15 protein-coding genes are annotated in these 16956 nt (G+C 46.9%); 8 read left to right on the top strand and 7 right to left on the bottom strand.

Going from position 1 to position 16956, the window contains the following annotated elements; translation table 11 throughout:
• The first annotated feature begins 191 nt into the window (after positions 1 to 191).
• Positions 192 to 1589, top strand: a complete 1398-nt coding sequence (gene lpdA, locus HBAL_RS11285) for a dihydrolipoyl dehydrogenase (protein WP_015828069.1) — start codon at positions 192 to 194, stop codon at positions 1587 to 1589.
• A 65-nt stretch (positions 1590 to 1654) separates the two neighbouring features.
• On the opposite strand, the gene HBAL_RS11280 is transcribed toward lpdA, so the two are convergent.
• From HBAL_RS11280 to HBAL_RS11260, 5 genes are all read right to left on the bottom strand, one after another.
• On the bottom strand, positions 1655 to 1963 hold the full coding sequence (locus tag HBAL_RS11280) for a winged helix-turn-helix domain-containing protein (RefSeq protein ID WP_015828068.1): 309 nt from the start codon (positions 1961 to 1963) through the stop codon (positions 1655 to 1657).
• Between the two features lie 8 nt (positions 1964 to 1971).
• On the bottom strand, positions 1972 to 2592 hold the full coding sequence (locus tag HBAL_RS11275; protein WP_015828067.1) for a hypothetical protein: 621 nt from the start codon (positions 2590 to 2592) through the stop codon (positions 1972 to 1974).
• A 113-nt stretch (positions 2593 to 2705) separates the two neighbouring features.
• Complete coding sequence (locus tag HBAL_RS11270) at positions 2706 to 3218, bottom strand: SixA phosphatase family protein (protein ID WP_015828066.1); 513 nt, start codon at positions 3216 to 3218, stop codon at positions 2706 to 2708.
• A 48-nt stretch (positions 3219 to 3266) separates the two neighbouring features.
• Positions 3267 to 3617: a HopJ type III effector protein gene (locus HBAL_RS11265; protein ID WP_015828065.1), complete on the bottom strand. Its 351-nt coding sequence runs from the start codon at positions 3615 to 3617 to the stop codon at positions 3267 to 3269.
• Positions 3610 to 4572, bottom strand: a complete 963-nt coding sequence (locus HBAL_RS11260; protein WP_015828064.1) for a DMT family transporter — start codon at positions 4570 to 4572, stop codon at positions 3610 to 3612. The genes HBAL_RS11265 and HBAL_RS11260 overlap by 8 nt, the downstream gene beginning before the upstream one ends.
• Before the next feature lie 269 nt (positions 4573 to 4841).
• Here HBAL_RS11260 and HBAL_RS11255 point away from each other — a divergent pair, with 269 nt between their 5' ends.
• From HBAL_RS11255 to HBAL_RS11245, 3 genes are all read left to right on the top strand, one after another.
• Complete coding sequence (locus HBAL_RS11255; RefSeq protein WP_015828063.1) at positions 4842 to 5213, top strand: VOC family protein; 372 nt, start codon at positions 4842 to 4844, stop codon at positions 5211 to 5213.
• An 83-nt stretch (positions 5214 to 5296) separates the two neighbouring features.
• The gene (locus HBAL_RS11250) at positions 5297 to 6640 is read left to right on the top strand and encodes an alkaline phosphatase family protein (RefSeq protein WP_015828062.1); all 1344 of its coding nucleotides are present in this window, start codon (positions 5297 to 5299) and stop codon (positions 6638 to 6640) included.
• 311 nt (positions 6641 to 6951) lie between these two features.
• Positions 6952 to 9261, top strand: a complete 2310-nt coding sequence (locus tag HBAL_RS11245) for a DEAD/DEAH box helicase (RefSeq protein ID WP_015828061.1) — start codon at positions 6952 to 6954, stop codon at positions 9259 to 9261.
• 41 nt (positions 9262 to 9302) lie between these two features.
• On the opposite strand, the gene HBAL_RS11240 is transcribed toward HBAL_RS11245, so the two are convergent.
• Positions 9303 to 10259, bottom strand: a complete 957-nt coding sequence (locus HBAL_RS11240; RefSeq protein ID WP_015828060.1) for a tyrosine recombinase XerC — start codon at positions 10257 to 10259, stop codon at positions 9303 to 9305.
• 123 nt (positions 10260 to 10382) lie between these two features.
• Here HBAL_RS11240 and HBAL_RS11235 point away from each other — a divergent pair, with 123 nt between their 5' ends.
• The 4 genes from HBAL_RS11235 to HBAL_RS11220 all read left to right on the top strand — a co-directional run bounded on the left by HBAL_RS11235 (position 10383) and on the right by HBAL_RS11220 (position 14925).
• Positions 10383 to 12605: a primosomal protein N' gene (locus HBAL_RS11235; protein WP_015828059.1), complete on the top strand. Its 2223-nt coding sequence runs from the start codon at positions 10383 to 10385 to the stop codon at positions 12603 to 12605.
• 134 nt (positions 12606 to 12739) lie between these two features.
• Positions 12740 to 13264 (top strand): hypothetical protein, encoded by a 525-nt coding sequence (locus HBAL_RS16390; RefSeq protein ID WP_015828058.1) that lies wholly within the window; start codon positions 12740 to 12742, stop codon positions 13262 to 13264.
• Between the two features lie 52 nt (positions 13265 to 13316).
• Complete coding sequence (locus tag HBAL_RS11225) at positions 13317 to 13769, top strand: hypothetical protein (RefSeq protein WP_015828057.1); 453 nt, start codon at positions 13317 to 13319, stop codon at positions 13767 to 13769.
• A gap of 91 nt (positions 13770 to 13860) precedes the next feature.
• Positions 13861 to 14925 (top strand): hypothetical protein, encoded by a 1065-nt coding sequence (locus HBAL_RS11220; RefSeq protein WP_015828056.1) that lies wholly within the window; start codon positions 13861 to 13863, stop codon positions 14923 to 14925.
• Positions 14926 to 15012: 87 nt separating this feature from the next.
• On the opposite strand, the gene HBAL_RS11215 is transcribed toward HBAL_RS11220, so the two are convergent.
• A complete protein-coding gene (locus tag HBAL_RS11215) occupies positions 15013 to 16794 on the bottom strand; it encodes a tetratricopeptide repeat protein (protein ID WP_015828055.1) in 1782 nt (593 codons plus the stop codon).
• Positions 16795 to 16956: the final 162 nt, after the last annotated feature.

Below are 16956 nucleotides of genomic sequence, written 5' to 3'. Positions count from 1 at the left end.
GCAAAATTAGTGTTAGATTTACGAAACCTGTTGCAACATATCAGTTGAATGCAACTTTTTTTACAGGAACGGTATTTTATAGCGCTACCAAATCTCTTTGCGGCCTTAGGATATGTTGACCTTACCGCAAGCAAGTATAGGTTCGCGACAAATCGTTCAAATTCTGCCCAATTGCGGAAACAGGAAAAACAATGTCTGAGACTTTTGATGTCGTCATAATCGGAGCCGGCCCTGGTGGCTATAACTGTGCCATTCGTTGTGGTCAGTTGGGCTTGAAAACAGCAATAATTGAAAAATCTTCTACCCTTGGCGGAACATGTCTGAATGTTGGATGTATTCCTTCAAAAGCCATGCTTCACGCGTCTGAACTTTTTGATGAAGCAAAAAACAATTTTGCAAGCCTTGGCATTGAGACTGGCACGGTCAAATTGAACCTTCCTCAAATGCTTAAGCAAAAGGAAGAAGCGGTAAAAGGCCTGACTGAAGGTGTCGCTTTCTTGATGAAGAAGAACAAAGTCAAAGTCTTCAATGGTACAGGCCGCATTGCTGGTGCTGGTAAAGTGGTTGTTGAAGGCAAGGACGCGGCTGAACTTTCAGCAAAAAACATTGTGATTGCGACAGGGTCTGTTCCAACTAACTTGCCGAACATTGCTGTTGATGAAGAACGTATTGTGACGTCAACAGGGGCATTGAGCCTTTCTAGTGTACCGAAGAAAATGATCGTTATCGGTGCTGGTGTTATCGGGCTTGAGCTTGGTTCCGTTTGGTCTCGTCTTGGCGCTGAAGTTACTGTTGTCGAATATCTTGACCGCATCATTCCAGGGTCGGATATGGAAGTTGCTAAGACAGCTCAGAAAATTTTGACCAAGCAAGGCATGACGTTCAAACTCGGTCAGAAAGTGACTGGCGTTGAAAAACTAAAATCAAAACTCAAATTGACGATGGAGCCGGCACAAGGCGGTGATCCTGAAGTGATTGATGCTGATGTTGTTTTGGTCGCGATTGGCCGTAAGCCTTACACAGAGGGTCTTGGTCTTGAAACAGTTGGCATTACGCCAAACCAGCGCGGCGTCATTGAAAACAACCACTTTAAGACAGGCGCTGACGGCGTTTGGGTTATTGGTGACACAACAACTGGGCCAATGCTTGCGCACAAAGCTGAAGATGATGGCGCTGCTGTTGCTGAACTCATCGCGGGTAAAGCAGGGCACGTGAATTATGATCTCGTACCGGGTGTTGTTTACACAAGTCCTGAAATTGCTTGGGTTGGTAAGACAGAAGAAGATCTCAAAGCTGCTGGCGTGAAATACAAAGTGGGTAAATTCCCATTCATGGCAAACTCACGTGCACGCTGTAATCACACAACAGATGGTTTTGTGAAGATCATCGCAGATGCGACAACTGATGAAGTGCTGGGTGCGCACATGGTTGGTACAGGTGTTGGTGAGATGATTGCCGAAGTTTGTATTGCTATGGAGTTTAAAGCTTCATCAGAAGATATTGCACGTACATGCCACGCACACCCAACGCAATCAGAAGCAGTTCGTCAGGCTGCGATGGGCGTTGAAGGTTGGACAATGCAAATGTAATTCAGCTTTTAATACAGCTGATAATAAGAAGCCCGCGATTTTCTGATCGCGGGCTTCTTTGCTTATTATTCTGCTGCATCGAGCATGGACCTCATATGCGCAAGGTACGCTAGCCAAGCTTGACGGCCTTTATCTGTTAGGATGGCAGTGGTTTGTGGCTTCTTGCCGACAAACTTTTTTTCGATAGTGATATAGCCAGCCTCTTCTAATTTTTTGAGTTGCACAGATAGATTACCGTCGCTTGCATTTACCTTGGCTTTTAATTCTCCAAATATGGCGGCGTGGGCTGTAGATAGATAGGCCATGACGCCTAAGCGAAGGCGAGAGTGAATGAGATCATTTATCTCGCCATGGTCAAATGGGTTCTCGCTCATTCTAAAGCTTACACCACTTCTTTTGGTTCACGGCGCATCATTATTGCTCCGGGAATTACACCGATGAGTAGTGTGGCTATTGCAGCGCCTAGATAGGCTTCTGGTATGCCAATGAACAACGCCATTACAAATGCTGAAGCGAGGCCAGCCAGTCCCGCAAAGCGTTTCCAAGATACATTTTCTAAACTGGCTTCTACCATGTAGATAACGCCATACGCAAAGAAAGCGATAATAGGCAACATATTGAATATTATGATGGGTACATCTCGAAAGAGCGCTGCAATTGAAAGGGCACCCCAGATTGAAAAGATAGCTGGAGAAACTGTGAGCCAGAACAGCCGAGTAACGCGGTTACCTGCTGATTTGAAACCCGATTTTGTTCCTGCTGATTTACTTAAGAGGAAAAGTGCTAGCGGCGTCACAGCAATATAGCTAAGCCAAACAAATGCTGTTGCTGAGACATCTAAGCTTGTGAGGCCGCTCGCAATTGCCCAAGTTGCTGCCAGAGCTATCGCGCTTAAAAAACCAAAGGTGATGTAATAGCGCCCATTAATACTGGGGGCTGCTGCGCCTTCTTCAGCAAGAGCGCGCAAATAACTTAAATCTTCGAAAGCACTGGTTGTGGTCATTATTTTGTCTCCGCATAAAGAACTTTAAAATATAAAGTACATGTTTATCGATAAACGTCAAACACTATTTAGCCAGTGCCTGTAGGAGAGACGAAATGTCGTGAGATAGGGTGTTAGGAAGGGGGCGTGTAGGGCAGCATTTCTAAGTGAGTGTCACCGTCAGAATGCAGCGTTACTTTGTAGAGGCGGTCAAAATCACTTTCTTTAAGCGGTGGAACTTCGCGTTTTATGAGAATGCTGACTAATTGAGGCGTTGTATTGCTGTGCCCAACAATGAGATATGTGCCTTGCTTGGTGTTTATCATCTGCGCGACGTCTTCAAGATCATTGCCTGCATAGGATGTGAGGCTAACTAACCCTGATTGAGCGAAGACCGGCGCAGCTGTTTCAGTCGTGCGCCGATAGGGTGTTGAATATATTGCGTCAAATTTTACGTCATTTAGCAGCTGGGCAAGATAAGTTGCGCGGGCTTGTCCTTGCAGGTTGAGGCATGGATCCTTCGTGCCGTCATTTTCTTTTTCAGCATGGCGAACTAAATACACGGTCGTAATATTGTCGACAGGCGTATGCATTGCGCAGGCATTGAGAAACAAGGCTATCGTTATTCCAAACAGAATTTTCTTCAAAGGCTTGATCCTCAATGCTCGAATGGGTTGATCCAGTGTGATGTAAGGCTATTTGAGTTTCAAAGGAAAGCTCTCAAACTCAACATCAACCGAATTGTTATTTACGACGGTTCTTAAATTAAAATGGTTCTCTGCGTTGGGTGTTTTTAGCACATCTCTATAGTGCTGACCAAAAGAGAGCAGCGTTTGTTCTGTGGTAAGGTTAAGCAGCTTTTGGAGGGCGAAAATTTTACAGCTCCCTTGGTTTTCAGAAGCGTTATTCTCAACTTTGCCATTTGTGAAAGCCGTTGGCGTAAATTCATACCAAGTTTCAATGAATTCTAATGTCGTTTCGAACATAAAATCAGGGGCTTTAAGGGCCGTGATGAAGTTTTGCTGAGCAGAAGAAAAATTAGTCATATTCGGTGTCTCTTTTGATGTTCAATTTAGGTGAAGTTTGTTCTTGTTTGGGCATCATGACGAGTATCATTGCGCCCGAAATTGCGAATACAAGTGCGATAAAATGTGGCCAACCAAAGGGTTCATTTAATATCCATACCGCTAGAATGGCCGTTACTGCCGGACCTAGACCGCCCAAAGCGCTGGCTAGACCTGGGCCTATGCGTGAAATTGCTTCAGACATGGCAAAGGCTGGAATTGCTGTACAGAAAATCGCAAGAAAGATCCCATAACAGAAGATTTCAGTTGATATTTCTATCTGTTCAACACCCAAACTCGCTTCGCATATGAAGTGTATCATGATTGCGATTGCAGCTGCTGACATGGCAATTGATGTGAAAAGAGGTGATCCGATTGCCGTTATGGTTGCTTTGGATAGAGTGACATAGGCTGCAAACAAAATGGCGGCGAGGAGTACAAGACTAGCACCCCACAATGCTGAATTACCAAATTGCTGATGTTCTGGTCCAATAAGAATGGCGACACCAACATATGAAAATGCCAGCGCAGTTATGTGTCGGATTGTGAGTTTGTCTTTTAAGAATATCCAAGCAAAAAGAGCTGTAAAAGTTGGATATAAAAACAGTATCAATCGCTCTAATTGTGCAGAAATATAGTGCAGACTTTCAAAGTCCAACCATGTGCAAACATAGTAACTCAATATCCCTAATGCGCATGTTTGGAAGATGCGAATTGGAGTTAGGGCAATACCTTTATGTTTTTGCTTGCGCCACGCTAAAAAGCCGACAGTTATAAAAATAGGTAGTGAAAAACCCATTCTTAAAACCATCATCAGCTCGACACTAGCACCCTGGATAAATGCCAATTTGATAACGAGTGCTTTTGTAGAAAACAAAGTGGCACCAATAGCGGCGAGCGCGAAACCTACAAGTTGATTGGATGGTTTGAAAGTCATGGTTCAATTTCCGCTTTGAAAAATAAGACTGCGAAACATTTGGAACCAAAATTTGTCGGTCGTGGATGTTCCACAGCCGACAACAGACACGCTAGTCGACCGCTCCTATATCAGGAGCAGCTTCCAGATGACTGAAGGGGATGAATAATAGATCATTTGGTGTGCTTATAATTCGCGATAGGAATGGTCAACCTGCGTCTTCAAAGTTTGAGGTTGTTTCTATCTCCTAGAAATTGTGTATGGTTAATTATCACAGAAGGAGATTGGGCATGGAATTGGGTTTGTTCTCATTAAGTTTGACGGTAAAAGACCTTCAAATATCTAAAACTTTCTATGAGAAAATAGGGTTTGAGGTGTATGGAGGGCATGAGGATCAAGGCTGGTTGATTTTAAAAAATGGCCAGACGATTATTGGCATATTTGAAGGTATGTTTGATAAAAATATGCTGACCTTTAACCCAGGTTGGGATGCCGAAACCAACACACTTCAGACATTCACTGACGTTCGCGATATTCAGAAAGATCTGAAGAAGAATGGGGTGGAATTAACGACGCAAGCTGATGAAACGACGACTGGTCCAGCCAGCTTTATTGTAATCGATCCTGACGGTAATCCCATTTTAATCGATCAGCATGTTTAAATTGCATTCAGTGCGAGCCATGTCATCACCATGTCACGGGGTGGAATTACTGTTTCATGTAATTTTTAATTCTTAGGTGATTCATGCCACATCAATTTAGGTTCTCAAGTTTATTAGCTATTCTCTTTTTGGGGTTAGCGACTTGTACGACAACTCCTCAAAATACGACATCAATATCAGAGGTGGTTGATGGTTATGAAAATGCTCACTCAGAGCGTTCAACTGTCATTTTGATTGGTTTAGATGGCTTGAGGTGGGATGGTGTAGATAGAGCCGATACTCCCAATATTGATAGTTTGGTAAAGCGAGGCGTGCGGGCCAAGGGGATGCAACCCGTTTTTCCTTCCAAGACATTTCCTAATTTTTATGCTTTAGCGACTGGATTGCATCCTGAAAATCACGGCTTTCTAGTCAACCGTCCTTATGATCCAGTTTTTGACGAGACCTTTACCAATGATAGTTCATCCGTTGAAAAATGGTGGGATGACGGTGTTCCAATTTGGAATATACTTGAATCACAAGGCGTGCGTACCGCCACTGCTGGTTGGGTTGGGTCCGAAGCCAGTATCAATGAAATTGGTCCGACATATTCGATAGCCTATTCCAGCTTAATGACGAAATTTCCACATGAACGTGTTAATATGGTTTTGGAGCATTTGGACCGCGCAGGCGATGCTCGCCCTCATTTTATTACGCTTTATCATGACGATATTGACGTGAACGCACATCGTTTTGGCGTTGACTCGCCAGAAGAAAAAGCCGCTATTTCACGAATGGATGGTATGGTTGGCAAGCTTCTGGATGGCTTAAAAGAGCGTGAGATACTAGAAGAAACAAATATAATCATCGTATCAGATCACGGCATGTTGAATGTTGATTTGGAAAAGAAAATCTATCTTGATGATTATATTGACGTGTCATTGGTGCGGGAACGTAATCTTGATTTAGGGCCATTTGCAGCGATTTGGCCATTAAATGCCAACGATACACCAATGTTACTTGCTCAATTGCAAAACGCTCATCCGCACATGACGGCTTGGCTTGGCGAAGAGGTCTACACACACAGACCTGAAGGTTCAGCACCGCATGATAGAACTCCGCCGATCATGGTGACAATAGATCCCGACTGGTTTGTGACAACGCGAAATGCTGAAGTCAAAGCAAAGGAACGCGGTTGGACAGCAAGCCCTAAAGGTAATCATGGATATTTAAACACGTTAAGGGATATGCATGCGACCTTCATTGCAGCGGGTCCAGCGTTTAAATCTGGTGAAACAATTGATGTGTTTGAGAACGTCAACGTTCACGGCATGATTGCAGACATTCTAGCTGTAGAACCGGCCCAAACGGATGGAAGTCCTGAAGTGTGGCGCAAGCCATTTTCAGAAGAATTTCTCTCAGTATTGGAAACATCTTCGAAAAAATAACTACTTGTTAGATCAAATCGAAGTCAGGTGTTGTTTCGTCTTTGCACAATTGCATGGCAGCATCCCACTTGACTTATCTGATGAAGTCTAGCATACGGCCGACTGCGATGCGTTTCCACAAAACGCATGGGTAAGACTGGCAGCGTGAAGCACGCGCGGGAGAAATCCGCACTTGAGCTGGCCCCCTGAGACGCACATTCCACAAACGCCCCAATTCACGCGGGTCGTCTCTTTAACGAGCGCCCGTGCGCCTTTCTGATGAGAAAGGGGCCTGATTATATTTTGCGTTCACATGTATGCGAAAGTAAATCGTGACAAAATTTTCTGATTTTGATCTGGCTAGTCCAGTCCTTAAAGCCTTGGATAAAGAAGGCTACGAAACACCGACTCCAATTCAAGCACAAGCTATTCCATTGGTTATGGAAGGCGGCGATATTCTAGGTATCGCTCAAACAGGTACAGGTAAAACAGCAGCTTTTGCTTTGCCGCTTCTTCACCACCTTTGTAAACTTCCAGACATGCCCGGCCCTGGTGCTGTGCGTTGTCTTGTTATTGCGCCAACGCGTGAACTTGCGAGCCAGATTGCTGAAGCATTCAGCAAATATGGCCAATGTCTTTCATTGCGCGTACTGAAAGTTTTCGGTGGTGTTCCTATTCGTAAACAAATGCGTGACCTACACCGCGGTGCAGACGTTTTGGTTGCAACACCGGGTCGTTTGATTGACTTGATGGAGCAGGGCGCTGTTGATCTTTCTTACGTCGAGAAACTTGTTCTTGATGAAGCAGACCAAATGCTTGATCTTGGGTTTATTCACCCATTGCGCCGTATTGCTGCTGCTGTTCCAAAAGAACGTCAAACATTGTTCTTTTCTGCGACAATGCCATCAAACGTGTCAGGGCTGGCAAACCAATTTTTGACAAACCCGAAAAAAGTGTCGATTGCTCAAGAGTCTACAACTGCTGAGCGCGTGACACAGACTATGTCTCACGTGAACCAAGCGCAAAAAGGTCCATTGCTTCTTGTGAACTTACAAGATGAATCAATTGACCGTGCATTGGTGTTTACGCGTACCAAACATGGTGCAGACAAAGTTGTTTCTAAATTGATGAATGCTGGTATCCGTTGTGGTGCTATCCACGGAAACAAATCTCAAGCTCAGCGTGAACGCGCATTGAATGCATTTCGTAATGGTGATTCAAAAGTGCTTGTGGCAACTGATATTGCAGCGCGTGGTATTGATGTCCCGGGCGTATCGCACGTGTTCAACTATGAAATTCCAAACGTACCTGAACAATATGTTCACCGTATTGGGCGGACTGCGCGTGCAGGGCGTGAAGGTAAAGCGATTTCTTTTGTGTCTCGTGACGAAAAGAAATACTTGCTTGATATTCAACGTCAAATCCGTATGAAAATTCCTATCGTGGATCTTCCAGAAGGATTTATCGACCAAGCTGAAGAAATCACTGCAAATGCCACTCCTGTAATTGAAGAGCGTCCACGTGGACGCGGCGGCAGAGATGGTGCACGTGGTGGACGCGATGGTGGACGCGGCGGTCGTGACGGTGGCCGTGGTGGTCGCGATGGCGGACGTGGCGGTCGTGATGGTGGTCGTGGTCGCTCAGAAGGTCGTGGTGGTCGTGATGGCGGCGGTTATAAAGGGCGTGATGATCGTCCTCAGCGTGAAGATCGCCCTCAACGTGAAGAACGTCCATTCCGTGCTGAAGCAAGTTCAGAGCCTCGCTATGAAGGCCGTCAAGATCGCTTTAAACGGTCTGAAGGTGGGGAACGTCAAGAGCGTCCAAACCGTGATGACCGTTTCGCACGACGCGAACGTCCTGAAGGTGAGCGTTCTGAAGGTAGATCAGAAGGACGCCGTGATAACCGTAGCGAAGGCCGTGGTGGATACCAAGGTCGCCGTGAAGGTGGTCGTGAAGAAGGCCGTGGCGGTTATCAAGGTCGTTCTGAAGGTGGCCGTGGTGAAGGTCGTGGCGGATATCAAGGTCGCACTGAAGGTGGCCGTGGTGAAGGTCGTGGAGGTTATCAAGGCCATTCTGAAGGTGGTCGCAACGAAGGTCGCGGTGGCTATCAAGGACGCCGTGAAGGTGGACGTGATGAAAATCGTGGTGGATACCAAGGCCGTGATGGTGGTGATCGTAGACCTCCCAACCGTGACGAACGTATGGCAGGTGAGCGTCCTCCAAGTCGTGGCTATGAGGGATCAAACCCGCGTCCTCGTACAAACTATGATAAAACACGCGCTGCTGATGGTCGTTCATGGGGTAATGATCGCAAAGAAGGTGGCCGTTCTGAGGGCGGCCGTTCTGAGGGCGGAGAGCGCACTTGGAATAAGAAAAAGTCTGCCGATGGTGAGCGCAAGCAAACACCACGCGGGCGTTCTGAGCGTCCAACATACCCAGGCAAAGGCGGCGGTTCTAACCGTGCTGATGGTGAAGGTAATGGAAACCGTTTCAAGAAACGTGGTCCACGGTCTGAAGATGGACCCGATTTCCGCCGCAATGATGGTGGTTTTAGCTCGCCTAAGAAACCTAGTGGCAATGGAGCTAAACGCAGTGGACCATCTGATGGCAAACCGCGCCGTAAACCAAGCTTTGCTCGCTAAGTTTTAGCGACTAAAAATACAATAAATTCAGCCCATTCTTGCTAAGCGCGAGGATGGGCTGCTTTGTGTATGGCTTTCAATCTGTCAGCTTCCACGCCTGTATATATTTGGGTTGATGATAGGCTGGCATGTCCAAGTAAAGTCTGGATTGAGCGCAGGTCTGCCCCATTGGCAAGTAGGTGTGTGGCAAATGAGTGGCGCAGAGCATGGGGGGTGGCTGTATCTGGTAAACCCATGCTAATACGCAGTTTTTCAATGAGTTTTTGAATAATGCGAGGATTGAGTTTCTTGCCTTTTACCCCGCGAAATAGCGGGCCTTCTTCATCGCTTAAAAATGGGCGCTTTTCATAATATACATTGAGCGCATCGCGTACTGCAGGGATAAGCGGAACAAGACGTACCTTATTTCCTTTACCTTGAATGCGTAAAATATCTCTTGCTGGAACATCGGCATCGGTTAAGGAAAGCGCTTCTGAAATACGAAGTCCAGCACCATACATGAGCGCGACCATGGCGGCATCTCGTGCAGCAATCCATGGCTCAACATCTTGATTTTCAACCTCTTTTAAAAGGTTTTTTGCAATCTCTTGCGAGACTGGGCGAGGCAGGCGTTGCGGACGTTTGGGAGCTTTGACCATCTGGATGCGAGCATTAGGTTTGTCCAACTGGCGATCTAGATATTTAAAAAATGCGCGTACAGCTGATAAGGCGCGGCTGATAGATGTGGCCTGTAAATCATCATTGGCGCGGCGAAATGCAAGCCAAGCGCGCACATCACTGGGTGTTAGATTGACAAGGTCATTGACGTGCGCTTCGCCGCCTAAATGGTTGACTAAAAACCCGAGGAAATTTCCCACATCGCGGCGATAGCCGTCTATAGTGTGTTCAGACATTCTTCGTTCGTGGGTGAGGTGTTCCACGAAGGCATATAGCGCCTGCGAAGCTGTGTTCGGGGCATGTGAATGTGTGTGTGCGTGTGTAGAATTTGTGTTGTCCATACCGATATTGTGCCGTGTTGAAGTTAATTCAGTGTGGACGCGCTGTCGAATGGGTGCAGGTTTTCTGTTGGAAAAATGCGAATGGTGCTTGTCGCGGCTTCATCAACAGGCGAAAACACGGATATGAGTCTTTTTCCCGAAACAGAATTTCAGCTCGGTCCTGAATATCAGATCGCCAGCGTGTTGTTGCCAATGCCTCTGCCCGAAGCATTCGACTATCGTTTGCATGAAGATATGAAAGTTGAAGTTGGCGCTTTTGTCACTGTGCCTCTGGGAGCGCGGTCTGTGACAGGGGTTGTCTGGGGATTAAAACAAGGACCATCAAAACGGCCTTTAAAATATGTTGAAGAGGTGCTGGAAGCTGCGCCATTAATGCCGCAAGTGACGCGCGATTTTGTGGAGCGATCTTCAAAATACACCTGCACGCCAATGGGCAATATGTTGGCAATGTGTTTGCGATCGCGTGATGCATTATTGCCGTCTCCAACTGAAACCTATGTGTATCGCACGAAAAGTGAATTGCCTCGTATAACACCGGCGCGGCAGAAAGTTTTGGATATTGCGCCGCAAAGTGCGGATCAGGGCATGACTGCCGCAGAACTTGCGCGCCAAGCTGATGTCTCAACTGGTGTTGTCAAAGGTTTGGTGGATAGTGGTGCTTTAGCGCAACATGAAGCGCCCATTGATAAGCCGTTTGGCAAACCTAATTCTGAGCTTAAAGGCTTTGACCTGACGGATGAACAGCAAGCGGGTGCTGATGCATTATGTGAGGCGGTGCGCAGCAAAGAATTTAAGCCAATATTGCTGGATGGTGTGACGGGGTCGGGTAAAACAGAAGTCTATTTTGAAGCTATTGCCGAAGCGCTTCGAACAGAGCCTGATGCTCAAATATTGGTTTTGCTGCCTGAGATCGCATTGACCCAAGCTGTCAGAGAGCGTTTTGAAAATCGCTTTGGGGCAGCGCCCGCAGAATGGCATTCTAATGCAACACAAAAAGAGCGTCGCCGTGTTTGGCGTGAAGTGGGGGCTGGACGTGCGCAGATTGTGGTGGGTGCGCGATCGGCGTTGTTTTTGCCGTTTCAGAATTTACGTTTGATCATTGTCGATGAAGAACATGATGGTTCTTATAAACAAGATGAGGGGGCAGTCTATCAGGGGCGGGATCTATCTGTTATGCGCGCGCATCTCGGTTCGGCAACTGTTGTGCTTGCGTCTGCTACGCCATCGCTTGAGACATTGGCGAATGCTTATCAGGGGCGTTATCAGCATATCAAACTTTTAGCGCGGCCGGGAGCGGCGGTGCTGCCGGAAATTTTATTGGCGGATATGAAGGAAAATCCACCAGCGAAAGATTGTTGGCTTTCGCCTTTGCTTGTGGATGCGCTTGAGCAAAATCTGGATGCGGGAGAGCAATCGTTATTATATCTCAACCGTCGTGGTTATGCGCCTTTGGTGATCTGTAAAGGATGTGGTGAACGTCTTAAAGCGCCGGACACTGAAAGTTGGCTGACCGAACATCGCTATACGGGAATGCTGGTGTGTCACCTTACGGGTTTTTCCATGAAGAAGCCGGTGAATTGTCCCCATTGCGGCGCGGCGGATTCGCTGATGGGCGTTGGGCCGGGGGTGGAGCGTTTGGCTGAAGAAGTGCGCGGGTTGTTTCAAGGTGCGCGGGTTGAAGTGTTCTCATCGGATACGGCCCGAAACCCTGAAGAATTGAATGGCATAATTTCACGCATGGAGCAGGGTGAAGTTGATATTTTGATTGGAACGCAGATAGCGGCCAAAGGGCATAACTTCCCAAATCTGACATTGGTTGGCGCAGTGGATGCTGATTCCGGACTTAAAGGCGGGCAAGGCTCTGATTTGCGCGCGGGTGAACGCACTTTTCAATTGCTTTCACAGGTGTCTGGGCGCGCTGGACGGGCGGATAAACCCGGTCGCGCCATCATCCAGACCTATGCGCCAGATTCTCCAAGCATTCAGGCATTGCTAGCTAATGATCGTGATTGGTTCATGGAATTGGAAATGAAATCACGCGAAGAGTTGGGCTTTCCGCCATTTGGACGTTTGGCTGCTGTTGTGATTTCGGCAGAAAATTCACTTGCGGCTGATGATGCAGCGGCAACATTTGTGCGCGGTGCGCCCAATGCGGATGGTGTGGATATTTGGGGGCCAGCACCGGCACCGATTGCGGTTTTGCGTGGGCGTCATCGCCGTCGTATGCTGATACGCGCAAACCGAAATGTGGACCTTTCAGCTTATTTATCTGCGTGGCGTGAGCGTATAAAATTGTCTAGTTCAGTGCGCGTGTCGCTGGATATTGAGCCATATAGTTTTATGTAAGTTCAAACTTTTTTTGAACCTTTTTCTTCCTGTGCATGACTGTATAATCATCTTAATCGGTTCGCTCTGATGAAAGAGATTAAGCGCCTTCAGCTTGAAGTCGCGCGTTCTAAACTTGTTTGATAGGGACGGAAATGGACTTTCTTCCTGACTTGATAGATTGGGCGTGGGCACGACACCATAATGAGTGGAGTTGGTATATCCGTCCTTTGATCATCATAGCCTTTTGTGCTGCAGCTTGGTTTCGTCGCCCTGTTTTGTTGATTGCGCTGGGGCTTTTCTTTCCATTGAGCGCAATAGTGTTTCCCGCACCTGAGAACCCAAAGCCATATGTGGTGGAATTTTTAGAGAGCGAACGGCAAATGCTTGAGGCGCTGTCTCTATTTGGATTTATCGGTTTTGTGGTTCTTGTCGTGGTGTTTCTAGGATTGTTAGCTGCGGCGTTATGGCGACGAAGTTTCTGGACGGGTGTGTTGGTCGCTAATCTTGGCGGTGTTCTCAAGCTGATTGTGAGTATACTATTATGGCAAGATGTTGGGGATGCAGCTATATTGCCAACCATTATCACAGCTCTGATTTTTAACGCTGTTGCTTTGGGATTTTGGTGGCGATTTGTGAAGCAGAATAAACAGCCGATATCAAGCAAACCTCTTGATTGAAAAGCGCAAGTAGCGTTTTGTATTCTCCTACTCATGAGTAAGGAGGAAATTCTTGAAAATTGAAGTTATAGGCGGAGATTTTCTTCCTCACCCGAAAGCCAAATTTGTGCGTTCCGGTATGCAATTATATGTCGGTGAAGGGGGGAAGCTTAGAGCTGTAAACTACCGCCTAGAAGAGATTGTTGCCGTTCAAATTCGTGATAGCTGGTGGATACGCTGGTGGGATAAGTCTAGCGATTGGACGAAGGCTGTGTTGGCGTCTGGGCTTGCTGGCCTGCCGGGAGCGGGCGCAAATTTCATGTTGCCGGAATTTGTCTGGGGACAAAAAGCGATTGTGACTTGGGCTAATTCGGTGATTGGCGGTGTCGCGGCGGCGGCTGCGATCAAAAACTCTCGCCGTGTTCGTTTCTACGCGCAGTTTTCTGACGGTGCCAAGCTGAAGGCCAAAGCAGAGCAGCGCGAGCTAAATGAAAGGCTGATGCGGATGTTGGCGGCGCGAGTTTAGATTTTCGATGAATTTAAGCTCATAAAAAGCGAAGTGTTCATCTGCCTGTTTTCCGGCTATACACAATATAGCGAAAGTGGGGAGATAGCTGATGATTAATAAAAATGTGTGGCTTTGCGGAGCGTTAGTCGCTGGTTTAAGCGTTGGGGCTTGCGGCAATGATAGCGCATCGGATGGTGTCGCTTCTGCTCCAGCAGAGCAATCGTCTAAGCAGGCACCTTCATCACTCTCACCTGAAAATGAAGAGGCTGAGGCAAAGGTTGACTTTAGTTTGACGCAGGCACCATTGGAGCGCGAGGCATTGTTTGGCCTTGTTAGCGAGACAGTTGTAGAGACGGTGCCTTGTCCTTTCTTGTCAGACAGTACAGCCATAGCAACCGCAAAAACAAACCATGAGCTACTGCGTAGAGAAGTGTCTAATGAGTTGTGTTTATGGTCTAAGAATGCGGGCTTTTCGGTGCAAGTCTCTGTAGAACCAAAGACAAGTGCGACACCGCTTCAAGATCGCAAATATAATCTTGAAACGCCGCCAGTTATCAAAGAGCAGGCCGGGCCTGGGCAAAATGCTGCGATATTATACGACACAGCTTGGGACAAAGAACTAGCCTATGCGATGGGGTTTGAGCAGGATGATAAGCTGGTTATGATTTTTATAACCGGCATGGACACGAATGCTGAGTTGTTGACGGCGACGGCTGAAGAGATTGCTGCAAAATTGCCAACGGCTCCCAGCATAGACAAGCAAATGCGTGAGATTAAGCCTGCGATTGATTTTTGTTCAATTTGGTCGGATGAAAGTATTGCAAATTTGATCAGTGCAGATGCTGATAGTGGCTTATATAGCTCGGCATATGGCGCGGCTGGTTGTAAATGGAATGCAGGATATGGCACGACTGCTAAGAGCGTAACTTTTGCGCGCTATAAGCAGGGCGACACTGATTTAAACAGAATGCTTGAGCTGGGCGGAGAAGAAATCGCAGATTTAGGTGATCGCGCTGTTATTTTGACGCGTCCGGCAAATGATAGCTATGCAGGTGATACCGCGCTTTGGGCGGAAATTGATGATCAGCAATTTAACCTAATGCTTTCTGGCACGATTTCAGATCATGATGAATTGGCGCTCAAGCTTATGGAAAATCTTTTTTCGCGGTTTTAGACTGTAAAGCTTGATTAGCCTGAGTGTGCGGCGGAGGGGCTTCCTCCGCTAACGGCGCTCATATCGGCTTGCAAGTAAAACGGGCGATTAAAGGTCTGAGATATCAGGTGTTTTTCCGGATTCGCCGATCCATGCGTCATCAAAGAGATGGCGTGCATAAGTCTCAGATATTGTATCCTTTTGTGCTTTGAAGGCTTCAGCTAGCCCAAATAAGGCATAGGCATTGTTGGGTGATTTGATCAGCGTTCTGTAAAATTCTCTTTCGGCGCGGTCAAACTGACCATCTTGAATGAGCATTGCGCCAAGTGTCTGCCGCGTGGGGTAATGCCACCATGTCGGTTCCATATAGGAAAGTTGGTCGTGAATGTCGGCAGCTTCATCTAGCTTGTTAATTGCTTTTGTAAGATCACCATCGGATGCGGAAACGCGCCCTGCAAGCGTTAGGCGCGCAACTTCAATCACGCCGGACATTGGCAGTCCAAAGGCTTCATAATCAACGATTTGAGTTTTGTCTGTCAGGTTACTTAATGCTGCAAGTTCGGCCTTGGCGGCGGTTTTATCACCTTGGCGCAATAGAGATGTGCCGCGCGCATAATGCCAAGCTGTTAGTAGATAGAGCTGAGCGGCAGCAGGCTTTTCTGCCGTCATGACTGCGTCGGAATCATCAAATTGGAGCGCTGTAAAAATAGGTGCTGCAGCGATGTGCTCACCGAATGGAGATAAAGTATCTGGATCTAATTTGACGAGTTGTTTTAGCTTGTCTGCCATTTGCAGAGCTGTTGAGGCATCGCCGCCTAGCTGAGCATTTGCGACGAGGAAATGAACATTATGGGGGTAGTAGGATTGGGCATAAGCCATGCCGTTTTTACTGTTGGCAATATAGGCTTCATCCGCAGCTATCGCATCTATGTTGGCATCATTTGATTTTTTCCAATGACCTAATCGTAAATAGGTATGGGATGGCATATGCACGAGATGCCCGACGCCAAGGTTTTGCTGTGCTAAAGTGTCTGCATATTTTTCAGCACGAAACGGGTTAACCGAGGCTTCGGTTGTGTGAATGTAAAGGTGGATAGACGGCGCAAATTCAGGATCTATTGAAAGGGCTGTTTCAAGAAGCTCAAGCGTTTGTTCTGTGCGCCCTTTAGGAGTGCGTGCACCAGCTTCCCAATAATCCCAAGGCTGCGTGTCCATATTGGCTTCGGCGGCAAGTGTGAGAATTGTTTTGTCATCTGCATAATCTTGCGCAACGGTATGCATGGCTTTTGCGTAGGTTTCTGCGTTTTCTACTGTTTTGCCGTCTTCCAATTTTGAATAGCGCGTCGCTAAAGCTCCAATAAGAGCGGCTTCACGATTTGAGGCACTATTTGCCAGTGTTTGCGCTTTTTGAACTGCGATCAAGCCGGCGGCACCGCGCTTTGCATCGAAAGGTGCATTGATATTGCTGCCAAAGGATAGGCCTTCGCCCCAATAGCACATGGCGCAGTTTGCATCGATTTCTTGTGCTTTGCGAAAAGCGGCAATTGCTTCGTCGTGATTGAAGTTTGCCATATGCGCTAACCCAGTATCAAACCAGTGCTGTGCATCTTTATTGGATGTGGATATGGGATAGTGGAAAATTTTGGCAATATTGTTTGGAAGTGGGAAAGGCTTAGCAAAGTCGAAGCTTATTGATGTTTCCAGCAGTGTATCTTGTGATGATTGGGTCGTTTTTTGCGGGCCACCAGAGCATTGGCTTTGTGAGAGTATGAGAGGTTCTATAAAGGGTTTTTGTTCATGCGTGTTGTCATCTGTATTGAAGAATACGCAAGACGTTGCACCAAGCGCGCTTAACGCGATGCCTAACAGTTTTGTACGTGAATTTAGCATATGTCCATTTCCCCTTGTCCCAAGGTGAATAGTTAACGCTCAATTCATCGAAAAGTCTATGTTCAGCAGGTTCAAGATGGAATTATGTGAAATTGATTGGAATAAGCAGATAGAAAACCGGGGCGGTATGCTGCTCTGTTTATAAGTTAGTGTTTTGATTTT

The sequence above is a fragment of the Hirschia baltica ATCC 49814 genome (assembly GCF_000023785.1).
Lineage (GTDB): Bacteria > Pseudomonadota > Alphaproteobacteria > Caulobacterales > Hyphomonadaceae > Hirschia > Hirschia baltica.
The sequence above is the reverse complement of the archived record's forward strand: the minus strand, read 5'-3'. Positions and strand labels throughout refer to the sequence as shown.